This is a genomic window from Streptomyces sp. GbtcB6 (assembly GCF_019091475.1).
In the GTDB taxonomy this organism is placed as follows: Bacteria; Actinomycetota; Actinomycetes; order Streptomycetales; family Streptomycetaceae; genus Streptomyces; species Streptomyces hyaluromycini.
Genome location: NZ_JAGXJL010000025.1, coordinates 71,256 through 87,769 on the forward strand (window position 1 = coordinate 71,256; position 16,514 = coordinate 87,769).

Annotated in this window: 13 protein-coding genes and 1 pseudogene; 6 read left to right on the plus strand and 8 right to left on the minus strand. The window is 71.0% G+C overall.

The genetic code is table 11. From position 1 onward, the window contains the following. The first annotated feature begins 13 nt into the window (after positions 1-13). Both KVT45_RS34250 and KVT45_RS34255 read left to right on the plus strand, forming a co-directional pair. Positions 14-889 (plus strand): NUDIX hydrolase, encoded by an 876-nt coding sequence (locus KVT45_RS34250; RefSeq protein ID WP_217553045.1) that lies wholly within the window; start codon positions 14-16, stop codon positions 887-889. A 2-nt stretch (positions 890-891) separates the two neighbouring features. Next, positions 892-1,734: an MBL fold metallo-hydrolase gene (locus KVT45_RS34255; protein WP_217553046.1), complete on the plus strand. Its 843-nt coding sequence runs from the start codon at positions 892-894 to the stop codon at positions 1,732-1,734. Between the two features lie 20 nt (positions 1,735-1,754). Here KVT45_RS34255 and KVT45_RS34260 read toward each other — a convergent pair whose 3' ends face one another. Beyond that, positions 1,755-2,585: a nucleotidyltransferase domain-containing protein gene (locus KVT45_RS34260; protein ID WP_217553047.1), complete on the minus strand. Its 831-nt coding sequence runs from the start codon at positions 2,583-2,585 to the stop codon at positions 1,755-1,757. 94 nt (positions 2,586-2,679) lie between these two features. Further along, the gene (locus tag KVT45_RS34265; protein WP_018547939.1) at positions 2,680-3,354 is read right to left on the minus strand and encodes a Crp/Fnr family transcriptional regulator; all 675 of its coding nucleotides are present in this window, start codon (positions 3,352-3,354) and stop codon (positions 2,680-2,682) included. Between the two features lie 342 nt (positions 3,355-3,696). Here KVT45_RS34265 and nth point away from each other — a divergent pair, with 342 nt between their 5' ends. From nth to KVT45_RS34280, 3 genes are all read left to right on the plus strand, one after another. Continuing rightward, entirely contained in the window at positions 3,697-4,701 is a 1,005-nt protein-coding gene (gene nth / locus KVT45_RS34270; RefSeq protein ID WP_217553048.1) for an endonuclease III, read from the plus strand. A 97-nt stretch (positions 4,702-4,798) separates the two neighbouring features. Further along, positions 4,799-5,506, plus strand: coding sequence for a CoA pyrophosphatase (locus tag KVT45_RS34275; RefSeq protein ID WP_217553049.1), 708 nt, complete (start codon positions 4,799-4,801; stop codon positions 5,504-5,506). A 13-nt stretch (positions 5,507-5,519) separates the two neighbouring features. Continuing rightward, the gene (locus tag KVT45_RS34280; RefSeq protein ID WP_217553050.1) at positions 5,520-6,719 is read left to right on the plus strand and encodes a MarP family serine protease; all 1,200 of its coding nucleotides are present in this window, start codon (positions 5,520-5,522) and stop codon (positions 6,717-6,719) included. 57 nt (positions 6,720-6,776) lie between these two features. Here KVT45_RS34280 and KVT45_RS56690 read toward each other — a convergent pair whose 3' ends face one another. From KVT45_RS56690 to KVT45_RS34305, 6 genes and pseudogenes are all read right to left on the minus strand, one after another. Further along, complete coding sequence (locus KVT45_RS56690) at positions 6,777-6,956, minus strand: hypothetical protein (protein WP_254647762.1); 180 nt, start codon at positions 6,954-6,956, stop codon at positions 6,777-6,779. A gap of 127 nt (positions 6,957-7,083) precedes the next feature. Further along, on the minus strand, positions 7,084-8,004 hold the full coding sequence (locus KVT45_RS34285; protein WP_089099986.1) for an alpha/beta fold hydrolase: 921 nt from the start codon (positions 8,002-8,004) through the stop codon (positions 7,084-7,086). After that, the gene (locus KVT45_RS34290) at positions 8,001-8,486 is read right to left on the minus strand and encodes a phage holin family protein (RefSeq protein WP_089099985.1); all 486 of its coding nucleotides are present in this window, start codon (positions 8,484-8,486) and stop codon (positions 8,001-8,003) included. The genes KVT45_RS34285 and KVT45_RS34290 overlap by 4 nt, the downstream gene beginning before the upstream one ends. Before the next feature lie 79 nt (positions 8,487-8,565). Further along, positions 8,566-10,017: pseudogene (nhaA, locus tag KVT45_RS34295) on the minus strand (Na+/H+ antiporter NhaA). Positions 10,018-10,218: 201 nt separating this feature from the next. After that, positions 10,219-12,177 (minus strand): acetate--CoA ligase, encoded by a 1,959-nt coding sequence (gene acs / locus KVT45_RS34300; protein WP_217553052.1) that lies wholly within the window; start codon positions 12,175-12,177, stop codon positions 10,219-10,221. A gap of 249 nt (positions 12,178-12,426) precedes the next feature. Beyond that, positions 12,427-14,802, minus strand: coding sequence for a SulP family inorganic anion transporter (locus tag KVT45_RS34305; protein ID WP_217553132.1), 2,376 nt, complete (start codon positions 14,800-14,802; stop codon positions 12,427-12,429). A gap of 441 nt (positions 14,803-15,243) precedes the next feature. On the opposite strand from KVT45_RS34305, the gene KVT45_RS34310 reads away from it, so the two are divergent. Then, entirely contained in the window at positions 15,244-16,506 is a 1,263-nt protein-coding gene (locus KVT45_RS34310) for a hypothetical protein (RefSeq protein ID WP_217553053.1), read from the plus strand. Positions 16,507-16,514 lie beyond the last annotated feature (8 nt).

Sequence of the window (16,514 nt, forward strand, 5' to 3'; positions counted from 1 at the left end):
ATAGCCTCCGGTAATGGCCGATGGACAGTGGTATCCCCCCGAGTGGCCGGACCGCATCCGCGCACACGCGGAGGGCACCCTCGTGCCGGTGGCCCCGAGGCGCGCGGCCACCGTGCTGCTCCTGAAGGACACCCCGGACGGTCCCGTCGTCCACATGCTGCGCAGACGCGCCTCCATGGCCTTCGCCGGAGGCGCGTACGCGTATCCGGGCGGCGGTGTCGACCCGCGCGACGACGACCACCAGGTGCGCTGGGCGGGCCCCACGCGCGCGTGGTGGGCCGACCGGCTCGGTGTCGACGAGGCGGGCGCCCAGGCGATCGTCTGCGCGGCGGTGCGGGAGACGTACGAGGAAGCCGGTGTGCTGCTCGCCGGTCCTGCCGCGGACGCCGTGGTCGGGGACACCACCGGGGACGACTGGGAGGCCGACCGCGCGGCCCTGGTCGCCCGTGACCTGTCCTTCGCCCAGTTCCTGGACCGGCGCGGCCTGGTCCTGCGCTCGGACCTGCTGGGCGCCTGGACGCGCTGGATCACCCCGGAGTTCGAGAGCCGCCGCTACGACACCTGGTTCTTCGTCGCCGCCCTCCCGGAGGGCCAGCGCACCCGTAACGCCTCCACGGAGGCCGACCGCACGGTGTGGATCGGCCCGGCGGAGGCGGCCGCCGGCTACGACAGGGGCGAGCTGCTGATGATGCCGCCCACCATCGCCACCCTGCGCCAGCTCCTGCCGTACGCCACGGCCGCCGAGACGCTCGCGGCGGCGCCCGCGCGGGACATGACGCCGGTGCTGGCCCGCGCCCGCCTGGTGGCCGGTGAGATCGTCCTGACCTGGCCGGGCCACGACGAGTTCACCAAGCACATACCGACCGACCTGACGAGCGGGGGAGCCTGACGATGACGGAAGCAGCAGCCCTGCCAGGCCAGCCGCGCGGCGGAGTCCTCTCGGGTCCCGCCACCGCGCGGGCCGTCAACGTGCTGGCGCCCAACGCCTCCGCGATGACCCTGGACGGCACCAACACCTGGATCGTCAGCGAGCCCGACTCCGACCTGGCCGTGGTGATCGACCCGGGCCCGCTGGACGACGGCCACCTCGAGAACGTCGTCGACATGGCCGAGAAGGCCGGCAAACGGATCGCGCTCACCCTCCTGACCCACGGGCACCCGGACCACGCCGAGGGCGCCGTACGCTTCGCGGAACTGACCGGCACGCGCGTGCGTGCCCTCGATCCGGCGCTGCGCCTCGGTGACGAGGGCCTGGCAGCCGGCGACGTGATCACGACCGGCGGCCTGGAGCTGCGGGTCGTACCGACCCCGGGCCACACCGCCGACTCCCTGAGCTTCCACCTCCCGGCCGACCGCGCGATCCTGACCGGCGACACCATCCTGGGGCGCGGTACGACGGTCGTGGCGCACCCGGACGGCCGGCTGGGCGACTACCTGGACTCGCTGCGACGGCTGCGCTCGCTGACGGTCGACGACGGCGTCCACACCGTCCTGCCGGGCCATGGACCCGTCCTGGAGGACGCCCAGGGCGCCGTCGAGTTCTACCTGGCCCACCGCGCCCACCGGCTGGCCCAGGTCGAGACGGCCGTCGAGAACGGCCACCGCGCCCCCGCCGAGGTCGTCGCCCACGTCTACGCCGACGTGGACCGCTCCCTGTGGCCGGCCGCGGAACTGTCCGTCCGGGCCCAGCTGGACTACCTGACCGAGCACGGGCTGATCCAGTCGGAGATCTAGTCCGAGCTCTGGTCCGAGCTCTAGTCCCAGCCCTCGGGTCTGGGCGCCTTCACGCCGTGCACGCGCGCGTACTCGCCCGCGAGCCAGGGCCCGAGGTCGTCGACGTACGACCTCAGCAGCGCGCGGTCGCCGACCGGCTCGTGCCCCGATCCGGCCGCGCGGCGCAGCTGTTCGGCCCGCTCCGGGTAGTAGCCGGCGAACGCCTCGGCCATCTCGCGCAGATCGCTGGTCCAGCCGTTCCATCGGGGCATGACGAGGGTGAAGCCGGTGCGCACGAGATGCCGTGACATGAAGCGCACCAGGGGGCGCAGGGCCTCCTCGGTGTCGTCCGCGGCCGCGATCCGGTCCCGCCAGCGCGGCAGCCACCGGGCCAGGTCGCCGTTGGTCTCGCGGGCGAGCAGGGAGTCGGGGCGGTAGCGGGGCAGGAACTCGGCGAGGTCCTCGCCGAGGAGCGGGGTGCACTGGCAGGCCACGAACCAGCCGATGTCGTACCGCTCCAGCTCGCTGAGCACCCGCGCGCGGGAGTAGAGCAGGGTCCCGACCCCGTCGATCTCCGGGAACTCCTTGTCGACGGCCTCACCGAGGGCACGGGCCGCGTCCCGGTCGGCGCCGGTCGGCTCCTCTGTGAGGACGGCCACCAGATCCAGGTCGCTGCGCCCCACGCGCGCGGTGCCGCGCGGGATCGAACCGTAGAGGTAGGCGCTGTCCAGCCGCGCCCCGAAGGTGTCCAGGAGCCGGTCGCGGGCGGCGGCGACCACGGGACGGAAGACGTGCGGCACGCGCGCGTGCGAGCCCTCGCGCTCTATGAAGCCCAGAGGGTCGAGGCCCCGGGACGCGACTGTTTCAGACATGGGGAACCACATACCAGCCTGTCCGGCGTTTGAGGACGAGGCCGAAGGCCGATGATGCGGGGGTCTGGGGGCGGCAGCCCCCAGAAACCGGCGCCTACCGGGACCGCTTCGCCAAACGCTCGACGTCCAGCAGGATCACGGCGCGCGCCTCCAGCCGCAGCCAGCCACGCTGGGCGAAGTCCGCCAGGGCCTTGTTCACGGTCTCGCGGGATGCGCCGACCAGCTGGGCCAGCTCCTCCTGCGTGAGGTCGTGGACGACGTGGATGCCCTCCTCGGACTGCACGCCGAAGCGGCGGGAGAGGTCCAGCAGGGCGCGCGCGACCCGGCCCGGTACGTCGGAGAAGACCAGGTCGGACATGGCGTCGTTGGTCTTGCGCAGCCGGCGGGCGACGGCGCGCAGCAGGGCGGTGGCCACCTCGGGGCGTGCGTTCAGCCAGGGCTGGAGGTCGCCGTGGCCGAGGCCCAGCAGCTTGACCTCGGTCAGCGCGGTCGCGGTCGCCGTGCGCGGGCCGGGGTCGAACAGCGACAGCTCGCCGATCAGCTCGCCGGGGCCGACCACGGCGAGCATGTTCTCGCGGCCGTCGGGGGAGGTGCGGTGGAGCTTGACCTTGCCCTCGGTGACGACGTAGAGCCGGTCGCCCGGGTCGCCCTCGTGGAACAGGGAGTCGCCACGCGCGAGGGTCACCTCACTCATGGAGGCACGCAGCTCCGCGGACTGCTCGTCATCGAGCGCCGCGAAAAGCGGGTTGCGCCGCAGAACGTCGTCCACGAGTTCTCTCCTTGTCGACCTGCTCAGGGGATCTTGCTCCCCCTTGGTACCAGGGGACCGTGCTCCCCATTTTGCCGGACGGTCCAAACAGTGTGATCTGTCACAAGGATGCCGCACAGGTGTGCCGAGGTAAGCGGCAGGGGTCCAATCGGGGGCTGATCTTCCGGGTCCGGGGCGGATGTCGGTGCCGGGCTTTAGGCTGGCCGGGTGTCCAAATCGCCGGTGAGAGCACAGGCCAAGGGGGCTGGGCGGGTGGTTGTACGAGGTGATTCCGCTGTGGGCGAACAAGGGTCCGATGCTGCCTCCGGTGAGCCGAAAAAGGCGACAAAAGCGGCGAAAGCCGTGAAGAAGGCGGCGGTCGGCAAGGTGGCGACGAAGAAGGCGACGGCGACGAAGAAAGCGACGAAGACGGCACCGGCAGCGAAGGCGGCGCCGGCGAAGACCGCGGCCAAGCGCGTCGCGACCAAGAAGAGCGCCGTCGAGAAGGTCGAGTCCAAGAGAGTCGCGTCCAAGAAGGCCGCGGTCGGGAAGGCCGCCGCCGAGAAGCCGCAGCCGGCCGGGAAGCCCGAGTCGCAGACCTCGCTCGTCCGCCGGGCCCGCCGGATCAACCGCGAGCTCGCCGAGGTGTACCCGTACGCCCACCCCGAGCTGGACTTCGAGAACCCCTTCCAGCTCCTGGTCGCCACGGTGCTGTCCGCACAGACCACCGACCTGCGCGTCAACCAGACCACCCCGACGCTGTTCGCGAAGTACCCCACCCCCGAGGACCTGGCCGCGGCCAACCCGGAGGAGGTCGAGGAGATCCTGCGGCCGTGCGGGTTCTTCCGGGCCAAGACCAAGTCGGTGATAGGGCTCTCCAAGGGGCTGGTGGAGGAGTTCGGCGGCGAGGTCCCCGGCCGGCTCGAAGACCTCGTCAAGCTGCCCGGCGTCGGCCGCAAGACCGCGTTCGTCGTCCTCGGCAACGCCTTCGGGCGCCCCGGCATCACCGTGGACACGCACTTCCAGCGCCTGGTCCGCCGCTGGCGGTGGACCGCCGAGACCGACCCCGACAAGATCGAGGCGGCCGTCGGCGCGCTGTTCCCCAAGACCGACTGGACCGACCTCTCGCACCACGTGATCTGGCACGGCCGCCGGATGTGCCACGCCCGCAAGCCCGCCTGCGGGGTCTGCCCCATCGCCCCGCTCTGCCCGGCCTACGGCGAGGGCGAGACCGACCCGGAGAAGGCGAGGAAGCTGCTCAAGTACGAGAAGGGCGGCTTCCCCGGTCAGCGGCTCAATCCGCCGCAGGCGTATCTGGACGCGGGCGGCCGGCCGGCACCGCCGCTGGGCGGCGTATCAGGGACATGACCCAGGGGCCTTCTCAGGGACGGGGAACGGAACGATCAAGGAGACTTCGGGCGTTGGAACGGGCAGGACGGGGGAGCAGGGCGGGACGGGGGATGCCGTGACACACAGCAGCAAGGAGCAGACCGGCGGTGCACGCGCGGGCGTGGCGCTCGGCAAGGAGGGCCTGCCGGAGTGGCTGGACCCGGTGGTGCAGGCCGCCGAGACGATCCAGCCGCTCCAGCTGAGCCGCTTCCTGCCGCCGGAGAACGGCGCGGGACGGCAGTCGGCCGTGCTGATCCTGTTCGGGGAGGGCGAGCAGGGACCCGAGCTGCTGCTGATGGAGCGGGCCGGCTCGCTGCGCTCGCACGCCGGGCAGCCCTCCTTCCCTGGCGGCGCCCTCGACCCCGAGGACGGCGACCCGAAGGCCGACGGGCCGCTGCGGGCCGCCCTCCGCGAGGCCGAGGAGGAGACCGGGCTGGACCCGGCCGGCGTCCAGCTGTTCGGGGTGCTGCCCAGGCTGTACATCCCGGTGAGCAAGTTCGTGGTCACCCCGGTGCTGGGCTGGTGGCGCGAGCCGAGTCCGGTGGGGGTGGTGGATCCCAACGAGACGGCGCGGGTCTTCACCGTTCCCGTGGCGGATCTCACGAACCCGGCCAACCGGGCCACCACCGTGCACCCCAGCGGCCACCGAGGTCCGGCATTCCTGGTCGAATCGACCTTGGTGTGGGGGTTCACGGCCGGGGTGATCGACCGTCTGCTGCACTACGCGGGATGGGAGCGCTCCTGGGACCGAGAGAAGCTGGTCCCGCTCGACTGGCGGTCATGACAGGGTGTCGTTCGTGAATGTGCTGGACATCCTGTTGCTGGTCGCCGCCGTGTGGTTCGCGATCGTCGGCTACCGCCAGGGGTTCGTCGTCGGCATCCTGTCGGTGATCGGCTTCCTGGGCGGCGGACTCGTCGCCGTCTACGTCCTGCCGGTGATCTGGGACGCGGTGACCGACAACGCCGAAGTGGGCACCACCGCCGCGGTCGTCGCCGTGGTCGTCGTCATCGTCTGCGCCTCCGTCGGCCAGGCCCTGACCACCCACCTGGGCAACAAGCTGCGCCGGTACATCACCTGGTCCCCGGCCCGCGCTCTGGACGCCACCGGCGGCGCGCTCGTCAACGTGCTGGCGATGCTGCTGGTCGCCTGGCTGATCGGCTCCGCCCTCGCGGGCACCACCCTGCCGACGCTCGGTAAGGAGGTGCGCAACTCCAAGGTGCTGCTCGGGGTGTCCAGAGCGCTGCCCAACCAGGCCGACACCTGGTTCGCGGACTTCTCCGCGGTCCTCGCGCAGAACGGCTTCCCGCAGGTCTTCAGCCCGTTCGCCAACGAGCCGATCACCGATGTCTCGCCGCCCGACCCGGCCCTCGCGAACAGCGCGGTGGCCACGACCGCCCAGCAGTCCATCGTCAAGGTGACGGGCACCGCGCAGAGCTGCGGGAAGATCCTGGAGGGCACCGGCTTCGTCTTCGCCGACCGCCGCGTGATGACCAACGCCCATGTGGTCGGCGGCGTCGACGAGCCCACCGTCCAGATCGGCGGCGAGGGCCGCAAGTACGACGCCAAGGTCGTCCTCTACGACTGGCAGCGCGACATCGCCGTACTGGACGTGCCGGACCTGCGGGCCAAGGCCCTGAAGTTCTCCGCCGCGGACGCCGATACGACCGACAGCGCGATCGTCGCCGGGTTCCCGGAGAACGGGTCGTACGACGTCCGGCCCGCCCGGGTGCGCGGCCGGATCACGGCCAACGGCCCGGACATCTACCACCGCGGCACCGTCCGCCGTGACGTCTACTCGCTGTACGCGACCGTCCGTCAGGGCAACTCCGGCGGCCCGCTGCTCACGCCCAAGGGCAGGGTGTACGGGGTCGTCTTCGCGAAGTCACTGGACGACGCCGACACCGGGTACGCCCTCACGGCCGACGAGATCCAGGCGGACATCGCCCGGGGCCGTACCGCGAGCCAGCAGGTGGGCACCGACAGCTGCGCCCTCTAGAGCCCCTTCAGAGGTCTTCTCAGAGATCTTCGGGGCCCTGCGGGGCCGTGCGGGCCGTCAGCCGCGGGTGTGGCGCAGACGTACCGAGACCCAGCGGGCCCGGCGGCGCAGGATGCGCGGAATCCCCACCCTGAGGTCTGCCCCCGGCAGCTGCGGGGCACCTCCGCGATGAGGGTTCGGGCCGCCTGTCGTACGGCGGTTGCGGGGTGCGTCACTGTAGTCGTGCGTCCAGCCCATACCCCGACGTCTGCCCCTGCCCCAAGGTCGATAACCTCCCGCGCGCCCCCGAATCGGCCTATGCGCCGGGCATGTGGCCGTTCGTAGAACAGGTGTGCAGGTCCGGATACCGGGCGCATCGGCGCGGTCACCGATCGGGTTCGGGGTCTTTCAGCCAGTTGACGAGTTCGGCGGAGAACGCGACCGGGTCCTCCTCGTGAGGGAAGTGCCCGAGCCCGTCGAACAGCCGCCAGCGGTAAGGCGCTTCGACGTACTCGCCGGAGCCGGCCGCGCTGCGGGTGCGGGTCACCGGGTCAAGGGAGCCGTGCAGATGGAGCGTCGGGACGCGCACCGGACGTTTCATCCTGCGGTTGAACTGGATGCCGTCCGGGCGCGCCAGCGAGCGCACCAGCCAGCGGTACGGCTCGATCGAGCAGTGTGCGGTGGACGGGATGCACATGGCCTGCTGGTACGTCTCCACCGCTTCGTCGTCCGGCAGCCGCGGCCCGGACCAGTCCCGGATCAGCCGGCCGACCAGCGCGCCGTCGTCGGCGGTGAGCTGCCGCTCCGGGATCCAGGGCCGCTGGAAGCCCCAGATGTAGGAGGCGGCGGCGGTCTGCCTGCGGTCCCGGAGCATCGCCGAGCGCCAGCGCCGCGGGTGCGGCATGGACACCACCGCGAGCCGTCGTACCAGCTTGGGGCGCATGGCGGCCGCCGTCCAGGCCAGGTAGCCGCCCAGGTCGTGGCCGACCAGCGCGGCGTCCGGCTCGCCGAGCGAACGGATCACGCCGGTGATGTCGAGCGCGAGGTTCGCCGGGTCGTAGCCGCGCGGGGTGCGGTCGCTGCCGCCGACGCCGCGCAGGTCCATGGCGACGGCCCGGAAGCCCGCGTCGGCGAGCGCGACCAGCTGGTGCCGCCAGGTCCACCAGAACTGCGGGAAGCCGTGCACCAGCATGACCAGCGGTCCGTCGCCGAGCTCGGCGATGTGGAAGCGGGCGCCGTTCGCGGCGACGTCCCGGTGCGTCCAGGGGCCCTCCGGCCGTACGGCCGAGGGAGCGGGATCCGTCATGACGTCGAGCGTGCCACAGCCTCGATGGCCGGCACCTCGTCCCGGGGGAGTTCCGGGCGCGGATGCGGCTTGGCGTTCTGGAGCACGCCCGCCGTCTCCTTCATCGACGCGGCCACCTTCTGCGGGCCCTTGCCCTTACTGGCCTTCTTCGCGAACACCACGCCGATCAGCGCGAGGACGGCGGCCACCAGGACGTTCGCCGCGAACGAGAGCAGGAAGCAGATCGCGAGATTCCAGTGGCTCCAGGTCCGAATGCCGTACGCCAGGGCGAAGTTGAGCATCGGCAGGGAGAACAGCAGCAGCACTCCGGCAGCCGAGAACGCGCCGCCGCTCGTCGCGCCCCGCTTGACGTCCTGCTTCAGCTGGGCCTTGGCCAGCGCGATCTCGTCGTGCACCAGCGCCGACATCTCGGCCGTGGCCGAGGCGAACAGCTGGCCGATGCTGCGTTCGGCACCGACCGGGCTGCCGTCGGGTGCGCTCATCGCGGTCTCCCTCTGCGTCTTCGTCATCGTCTTTCGCACCGGTCTTTTTGTACCGGTCTTTTTGTACCGTCTCGTCAGATCATGCCGGACGGTCGCCCTGCTCGCCTGCCCCGCCCGGTACTTCGGCGGGCGCGTCCCGCCTGCCGGACCCCTAGGGGGCGGCCTTCTCCGCGGCGATCCTGCGGTGTTCGGCGGCCTTCCGCTCGTAGATCTCCGCCATCCGCAGGTGGTACGCGGGATTGTCCTCCTCGTAGACGTCCGGGATGCCGTCGAGGTCGTCGTCCCGCTCCTCGGCCTCGACCAGCCTGCGGTAGCGGGTGTTGCGTATCTTCAGCAGCACGGTGGCGCACAGGGCCGCGATGAGTGAGCCGGTGAGTACCGCGGCCTTGACCTCGTCCGTCAGCACGGCGTCGCCGGCGAAGGCGAGTTCGCCGATGAGCAGCGACACGGTGAAGCCGATACCGGCGAGCGCGGCCACCGCGAAGACGTCGGCCCATTCGAGGTCCTCGCTGAGGGAGGCCCGGGTGAAGCGGGCTGTCAGCCAGGTCCCGCCGAATATCCCGGCCGCCTTGCCGACGACCAGCCCGAGGACGACTCCGAGCGTCTCCGGCCTGGTGAAGACGTCGCCGAGCGCCCCGCCGGACACCGTCACGCCGGCGCTGAAGAGCGCGAACAGGGGCACGGCCAGCCCCGCCGACAACGGCCGCACAAGATGCTCGACGTGCTCGCCGGGGGAGTGCTCCTCACCCTCACGGGTGGTGCAGCGCAGCATCAGGCCCATGGCGACACCGGCGATGGTCGCGTGCACGCCGCTGTTGTACATCAGCGCCCAGATCACGACAGCGAGCGGCACGTACACGTACCAGCCGCGCACGCCCCTGCGCAGCAGCAGCCAGAAGACGGCCAGACCGAGGGCCGCCCCGCCCAGCGCGGCGAAGTCGATCCGCTCCGTGAAGAAGACCGCGATGATCAGGATGGCGAACAGGTCGTCGACGACCGCGAGGGTGAGCAGGAAGGCGCGCAGGGCGCCCGGCAGCGAGGTGCCGATCACGGCGAGCACGGCCAGCGCGAAGGCGATGTCGGTGGCCGTGGGCACCGCCCAGCCCTGCGTGGAGCCGCCGCCGGTGAGGTTGGTGAGGGTGTAGACGAGCGCCGGCACGGCCATCCCGCACAGCGCGGCGACCACCGGGAGGACGGCCGCCTTCGGGTCCCGCAGGTCGCCTGCGACCAGTTCGCGCTTGAGCTCGATGCCGGCGACGAAGAAGAAGACCGCGAGCAGGCCGTCGGCGGCCCAGTGGGCGACGGAGAGGTTCAGGCCGAGAGCACCGGGGCCGAAGTGGAAGTCGGAGACGCTCTCGTAGCCGTGGTGGAGCGCGGGTATGTTCGCCCAGACCAGCGCGGCTATCGCGGCGACGAGCAGCAGCACACCGCCGACGGTCTCGGTCCGCAGCGCGTCCGCCACGATGGTCCGCTCGGGCAGCGAGAGCCGGCCGAGGACCTTCCTGACAGGGGCGGTGCGGGGCGCGGACACGGGGACCTCCGGTCGGTGGGCAGGACGGGGCTACTTGCCGACCAGACTTCCCGGCACACCTTGAGAGCACGCTACTTTGCTTAGTTTACCTAAGGTGTGGCGGGAGTTGCCAGGTGAGTTTTCACAGTAGGTGCAAAAAGGGCGTCCGGCGCGTTTCGCGCCGGACGCCCTTCGGGTCCTTCGTGGCTGTGCCGGTCGGGGTCAGTCCTCGCTGGGCGCCGCCGGGAGCTTCGCCTGGATGAGGTCCATGACCGTCGAGTCGGTCAGCGTCGTCACGTCACCGAGCTGCCGGTTCTCGGCGACATCGCGCAGCAGCCGGCGCATGATCTTGCCGGAGCGGGTCTTCGGCAGCTCCGCCACCGGCAGGACCCGCTTCGGCTTGGCGATCGGGCCGAGCGTGGTGCCGACGTGGTTGCGCAGCTCGTTGACCAGGCCCTCGTCCTCGGCGTTCGCCGTACCGCGCAGGATCACGAAGGCGACGATCGCCTGTCCGGTCGTCTCGTCCGCCGCGCCGACCACGGCCGCCTCGGCGACCGACGGGTGGGACACCAGCGCCGACTCCACCTCGGTGGTCGAGATGTTGTGCCCGGAGACGAGCATGACGTCGTCCACCCGGCCGAGCAGCCAGATGTCGCCGTCGTCGTCCTTCTTCGCGCCGTCACCGGCGAAGTACTTGCCCTCGAACCGCGACCAGTACGTGTCCAGGAACCGCTGGTCGTCGCCCCAGATCGTGCGCAGCATCGACGGCCACGGCTCGGTCAGCACCAGGTAGCCGCCACCGCCGTTGGGCACCTCGTGCGCCTCGTCGTCGACGACCGTCGCCGAGATGCCGGGCAGCGGGGTCTGCGCGGAACCGGGCTTGGTCGCGGTGACGCCCGGCAGCGGCGAGATCATCATCGCGCCGGTCTCGGTCTGCCACCAGGTGTCCACGATCGGCGTCCGGTCGGCACCGATGTGCTTGCGGTACCAGATCCAGGCCTCGGGGTTGATGGGCTCGCCCACCGAACCCAGCACCCGCAGGCTGCTCAGGTCGAACTTCGCGGGGATGTCGTCGCCCCACTTCATGAACGTGCGGATCGCCGTCGGCGCCGTGTACAGGATTGTCACCCCGTACTTCTGCACGATCTCCCAGAACCGGCCCTGGTGCGGGGTGTCCGGGGTGCCCTCGTACATCACCTGCGTCGCGCCGTTGGCCAGCGGACCGTACACGATGTACGAGTGGCCGGTCACCCAGCCGACGTCGGCCGTGCACCAGTACACGTCCGTCTCCGGCTTGAGGTCGAACACCGCCCAGTGCGTGTACGACGCCTGGGTGAGGTAACCGCCCGAGGTGTGCAGGATGCCCTTCGGCTTCCCCGTCGTACCGGACGTGTAGAGGATGAACAGCGGGTGCTCGGCGTCGAAGGCCTCCGGCGTGTGCTCGGCCGACTGCCGCCCGACGATCTCGTGCCACCACACGTCCCGCGAGTCGTCCCAGGCCACTTCCTGCCCGGTGCGGCGTACGACCAGCACGTGCTCGACGTTGTCCACCTTGCCGATCGCCTCGTCCACGGCCGGCTTGAGCGCGGACGGCTTGCCGCGCCGGTAGCCGCCGTCGGAGGTGATGACGACCTTGGCGTCCGCGTCCTGGATACGGGTGGCGAGCGCGTCCGCCGAGAAGCCGCCGAAGACCACGGAGTGCGCGGCGCCGATCCGGGCGCAGGCGAGCATCGCGACCGCCGTCTCCGGGATCATCGGCATGTAGACCGCGACCCGGTCGCCCTTCTGAACTCCGAGCTCCAGCAGCGCGTTGGCCGCCTTGGAGACCTCGTCCTTCAGCTCGGCGTAGGTGATCGCACGGCTGTCGCCGGGCTCGCCCTCGAAGTGGATGGCGACCCGGTCGCCGTGCCCGGCCTCCACATGCCGGTCCACGCAGTTGTACGCGACGTTGAGCGCGCCGTCCTTGAACCACTTGGCGAACGGCGGGTTCGACCAGTCCAGGGTCTCGGTCGGCTCCTTGGCCCAGGTCAGCCGGCGGGCCTGCTCGGCCCAGAAGCCGAGCCTGTCAGCCTTGGCCTGCTCGTACGCCTCGGCCGTGACATTGGCGCTCTCGGCCAGGTCAGCAGGCGGCGCGAAGCGTCGCTCCTCCCTCAAGAGGTTGGCCAGGCTTTCGTTGCTCACGACATCTCCCTTTCGAAGGGTGTCCGTTGTGTCCCAGGCCACAGCTCATCAGACCTGGGGCCCCGGTGACAAGGGCCGCCGAAAGATTGGTTTAGACCTATCAGGTATGGCGGGGTGTGTCACCATCGGGCATGCCGCCGTCGGGCGTGCCGAGCCTGCCAGGGCCCGGTGAGCCGTGGCACACCGGGCCCGCCGATGCCCGCCGATGCCGGCCCGTGCGGCGCCGGCAGTCATCGGCCGCCCTTGCGCTCACGCCGGGCTGGGCAGCTCCTCCGCACCGGGTACCCCCTGGAACACCCCTCCCGCTCCGTCCGCGCCGCCCCGGCTGAGCAGATACGCCTGCGCCTCGCCCACGTGGAAGTACATCCCGTGCAGCTCCAGCTCACCCGCCGCCAGCGCCCGCGCCACCGAGTCGTGCGCCCGCAGATGCTCCAACTGCTGGACCACATTGGTCAGGCACAGCCGCTCCACCGTGTCCGCCGGTGCCCGCCCGGCCAGCCGGACCCCCGTACGGCCCTCGTCGGCCAGCCGGGCCAGGCTCGGCAGCCCGTGCCGCAGCCACCGCCCGAGCGGGGTCGCCGCACCCCCGGTCCCGGAGCCGAGCAGCGCCTGCATCGCCCCGCACCCGGAGTGCCCGCACACCGTGATGGACCGCACCTTCAGCACATCCACCGCGTACTCGATCGCGGCCGCCACCGAGTCGTCCCCGTTCTCCTCACCCGGAAGAGGGACCAGGTTGCCGACGTTGCGGACCACGAACAGGTCACCCGGACCACTGGAGGTGATCATCGAGGTGACGAGCCGGGAGTCGGCGCAGGTGAGGAAGAGCTGCGACGGCCGCTGCCCCTCGCGCGCCAGCCGGGCCAGCTCGTCCCGGACCAGAGGCGCGGTGTCGCGCTGGAACGCGCTGATCCCGCGGGCGAGTTCATGTCCCGCCCCGTCCGATCTCCCGAGCCGGCGTCCGGGGCCGTGACCCACACGCGGCCCGGGACGGCGGCTGTGCGCCGGTCCGTGGCTGTTCGCCGGTCCGTGAGCGTGCTCCGGTCCGTGAGCGCGCTCCGGTCCGTGGCCGTGTGCTGGTTCGCGACTGTCTTCCGGTCTCTGGCCGTGTTCCGGTCCGCGACCGCGTTCCGGTGTCTGGCCGTACTCCGGTGAGCGGACGCCCGCGCGGCAGCCGGTCAGTTCGGCGGAGCCGCCCTGGGCGGTGTGGGCCCTGCGCCAGTCCCGCAGTGACTCGTACGCCGCGTGGTCCATGAACGAACCGTCCAACTCCACCACGGCTTGCGCGCCCTGGGGTACGAGATGCAGGACTCTGCTGAGCCGGGGCACCGCGAGGAACGTCAGCTGTCCTCTTACGTGTACGTGATGGACTCCTCCTTTCTCTTCATGGGTGATGCGGGTGCGGGCGAGGCGGTGCAGGGCGACGGCGACGGCCACGGCGACCCCGAGGACCACGCCCTCCAGGACGCCGAGGAGAACCACCCCGAGTGTGGTGACCGCGTACACCGGCACTTCGCGGTGGCGGGTCACGGTGCGGATGTGGTGCAGGGACACCATCTGGACGCCGACGGCCATTACCAGGGCGGCGAGCGAGGCGAGCGGGATGAGATCCAGGACCGGGACCATCAGCAGCGCGGCGACTACTACGAAAACGCCGTGCAGCATCGTGGAGTTCCGGCTCACGGCACCGGATTGCACATTCGCCGAACTGCGCACCGCGACCCCCGCGACCGGCAGCCCGCCGAGCGCCCCCGACACGATGTTGGCCGCGCCCTGGCCGAGCAGTTCCCGGTCGAGGTCGGCGCGGCCGAGGCGGGACTGGGGCCCGGTGCGGCCGGCCACCAGCTTGTCCACGGCGACCGCGCCCAGCAGCGACTGCACGCTGCACACCAGCGTGGTGGTGAGCACGGCGGCGACGATGCCGAGCACCGGCCCCTCGGGCAGCCCCGCCAGGGCATGGCTGCTCCAGGACGGCAGGTCGACCCGGGGCAGGGTGAGCCCGGTGAGCGAGGCGGTCGCGGTGGCACCGGCGACGGCGACCAGAGCGGCCGGGACCGTGCGCAGCAGACGGCCCGCTCTGCCCGGGATCCGGGGCCAGCCGAACAGCAGGGCCAGGGTCAGTGCGCTCATCGTCACGGCGGCCGGGTGCAGGTTGGCCAACTGGGCGGGCAGCGCCCGGACGTTGGTGAGGACCGAGCTCTGCGGGTTGCCGCCGAGGACGATGTGCAGCTGGGCGACGGCGATGGTGATGCCGATGCCGGCGAGCATGCCGTGCACCACGGCCGGGCTGACGGCGAGCGCGGTGCCGGCCACACGCAGGCAGCCCAGACCCAGTTGGGCCAGTCCGGCGAGGACGGTGATGCCGCAGGTGGCCCGCCAGCCGTACCGGTGGATCAGGTCGGCGGTGACCACGGTGAGCCCCGCGGCGGGGCCGCTGACCTGGAGCGGACAGCCGCCGAGCCGGCCGGCGACCAGTCCGCCGACGGCCGCCGCGACCAGGCCGGCCTGGAGCGGGGCGCCGGTGGCGAGGGCGATGCCGAGGGACAGCGGCAGGGCGATCAGGAACACCGCGACGGACGCCGACAGGTCGGCGCCCGCGACGGGGAAGCGGCGGCGCGGGGGCATGGACGGGTCCTGCGGCCGGTCAGCGCCGTTGACGGCCTTGGGAGTTGTGGCCCGGGCGAGGCCGAGGCTCTCGGGGTGGGTGGGTACGCAGGCTGATGACATGTTTCCCGTCTCCTCCGGGGCAGCGCGGTCGCGGATCTGGGGGTCCCCTCACCTGGGGGCGGGGGCTCGTTCGCGGCCGTGGGTCACGGCGTGCAGTGGCGGGATGAATCAACACTCGGTAAACGAATCGTAATGCAGAGTAAAGGCCGGGCATGGATTTTCTGTGCAAATGGGGCACCCGTTCACCTCCATGGGTGAACTGGGCAGTTCATCGGCTTGTCGTATTAATCCCTCTCTCGGTCCTATGCGACCTTGGCCGAGCTGTCGGCAGATACCCGGCACATCGCCATAAAACGCCGTCATCGGCGTTCGCCGAGAGAAGGAAGAAGGTGAGCGGAATTGGCCGCCACCCAGAGGATTGCCGTCGGCGCCGTGGCCGCCGCGGCCTGTGCCGCGTCGGTCGCCGGTTGCGCGACCGGTACCAACTCCGAACAAGGGGCGTCCGGGCCGCAGAAAGGAGCGCCGGCGCCCCAGAGCGTGGTCCGTCTGATCGGCGACGGGTCCACCGCGTACACCGGGGCGCAGCCGCATCTGCCCCGGCCCGAGCGGCTCAAGGCCGGTGAGAAGCCGCCGCAGTTCGTGGTGTTCTCCTGGGACGGTGCGGGCGAGGACAGCCAGAAGCTGTTCTCGCACTTCCGCAAGGTCGCCAAGGAGAACAACGCGAACATGACGTTCTTCCTCAGCGGCGTCTACATGCTGCCCGAGGAGAAGCGTGACCTCTACCGGCCGCCGCAGCACTCGCCCGGCAGCTCCGAGATCGGCTTCAACGATGAGCAGGGCATCGCCGACACCGTCGAGCAACTACGGCTGGCCTGGCTGGAGGGCAACGAGATCGGCACCCACTTCAACGGGCACTTCTGCGGCCCCGACGGCGGGGTCGGCGAATGGTCGGTCTCCGAGTGGAAGAGCGAGATCGCCCAGGCCAAGCAGTTCGTGAAGACCTGGAAGACCAACACCGGCGTGAAGGACGCCGCACCGCTGCCCTTCGACTACGACAAGGAGCTCATCGGCGCCCGAACCCCCTGCCTGGAGGGGCAGAAGAACTTCGTGAAGGCGGCGAGCGAACTGGGCTTCCGCTACGACACCAGTGGCGTCAACGACCAGGTCTGGCCCAAGAAGAGGGAAGGGCTGTGGGACCTGTCGATGCAGCTCGTCCCCTTCCCCGGCCACTCCTACGAGCAGTTGACCATGGACTACAACTTCATGGTCAACCAGTCCGGCACGTCGACGCAGGGTGACCCCGACAAGTACGACTACTGGGGCGACCAGATGCGCGACGGGCTGCTCCAGGGCTTCAACCGGGCCTACAACGGCAACCGCGCACCGCTCGTCATCGGCAACCACTTCGAGTCCTGGAACGGCGGCACCTACATGCGCGCCCTCGACGAGGTCGTCGGGAACGTCTGCAACAAGCCCGAGGTGCGCTGTGTCTCCTTCCGTCAGCTGGCCGACTGGCTGGACGCCCAGGACCCCCAGGTCCTGGCGAGACTGCGCTCCCTGAACGTGGGCGAGGCTCCGCGGCAGGGCTGGGAGTCCTTCCTGTCCGGGCGTCCCGCCCCGGCACCGAAGGGGGTGCCCGGGGCGCCGGCGGTCAGGCAGTAGGCGCAGAA

What these genes read in the sequence shown, in the direction of transcription:
- KVT45_RS34305 (WP_217553132.1), bottom strand. Translation starts at nt 14,802, where the DNA reads ATGCCCCCGCGCCGCCGCTTCCCCGTCGCGGGCGCCGACCTGTCGGCG.
- KVT45_RS56690 (WP_254647762.1), bottom strand. Translation starts at nt 6,956, where the DNA reads ATGGGCTGGACGCACGACTACAGTGACGCACCCCGCAACCGCCGTACG.
- KVT45_RS34290 (WP_089099985.1), bottom strand. Translation starts at nt 8,486, where the DNA reads ATGAGCGCACCCGACGGCAGCCCGGTCGGTGCCGAACGCAGCATCGGC.
- KVT45_RS34250 (WP_217553045.1), top strand. Translation starts at nt 14, where the DNA reads ATGGCCGATGGACAGTGGTATCCCCCCGAGTGGCCGGACCGCATCCGC.
- KVT45_RS34255 (WP_217553046.1), top strand. Translation starts at nt 892, where the DNA reads ATGACGGAAGCAGCAGCCCTGCCAGGCCAGCCGCGCGGCGGAGTCCTC.
- KVT45_RS34260 (WP_217553047.1), bottom strand. Translation starts at nt 2,585, where the DNA reads ATGTCTGAAACAGTCGCGTCCCGGGGCCTCGACCCTCTGGGCTTCATA.
- KVT45_RS34285 (WP_089099986.1), bottom strand. Translation starts at nt 8,004, where the DNA reads ATGACGGATCCCGCTCCCTCGGCCGTACGGCCGGAGGGCCCCTGGACG.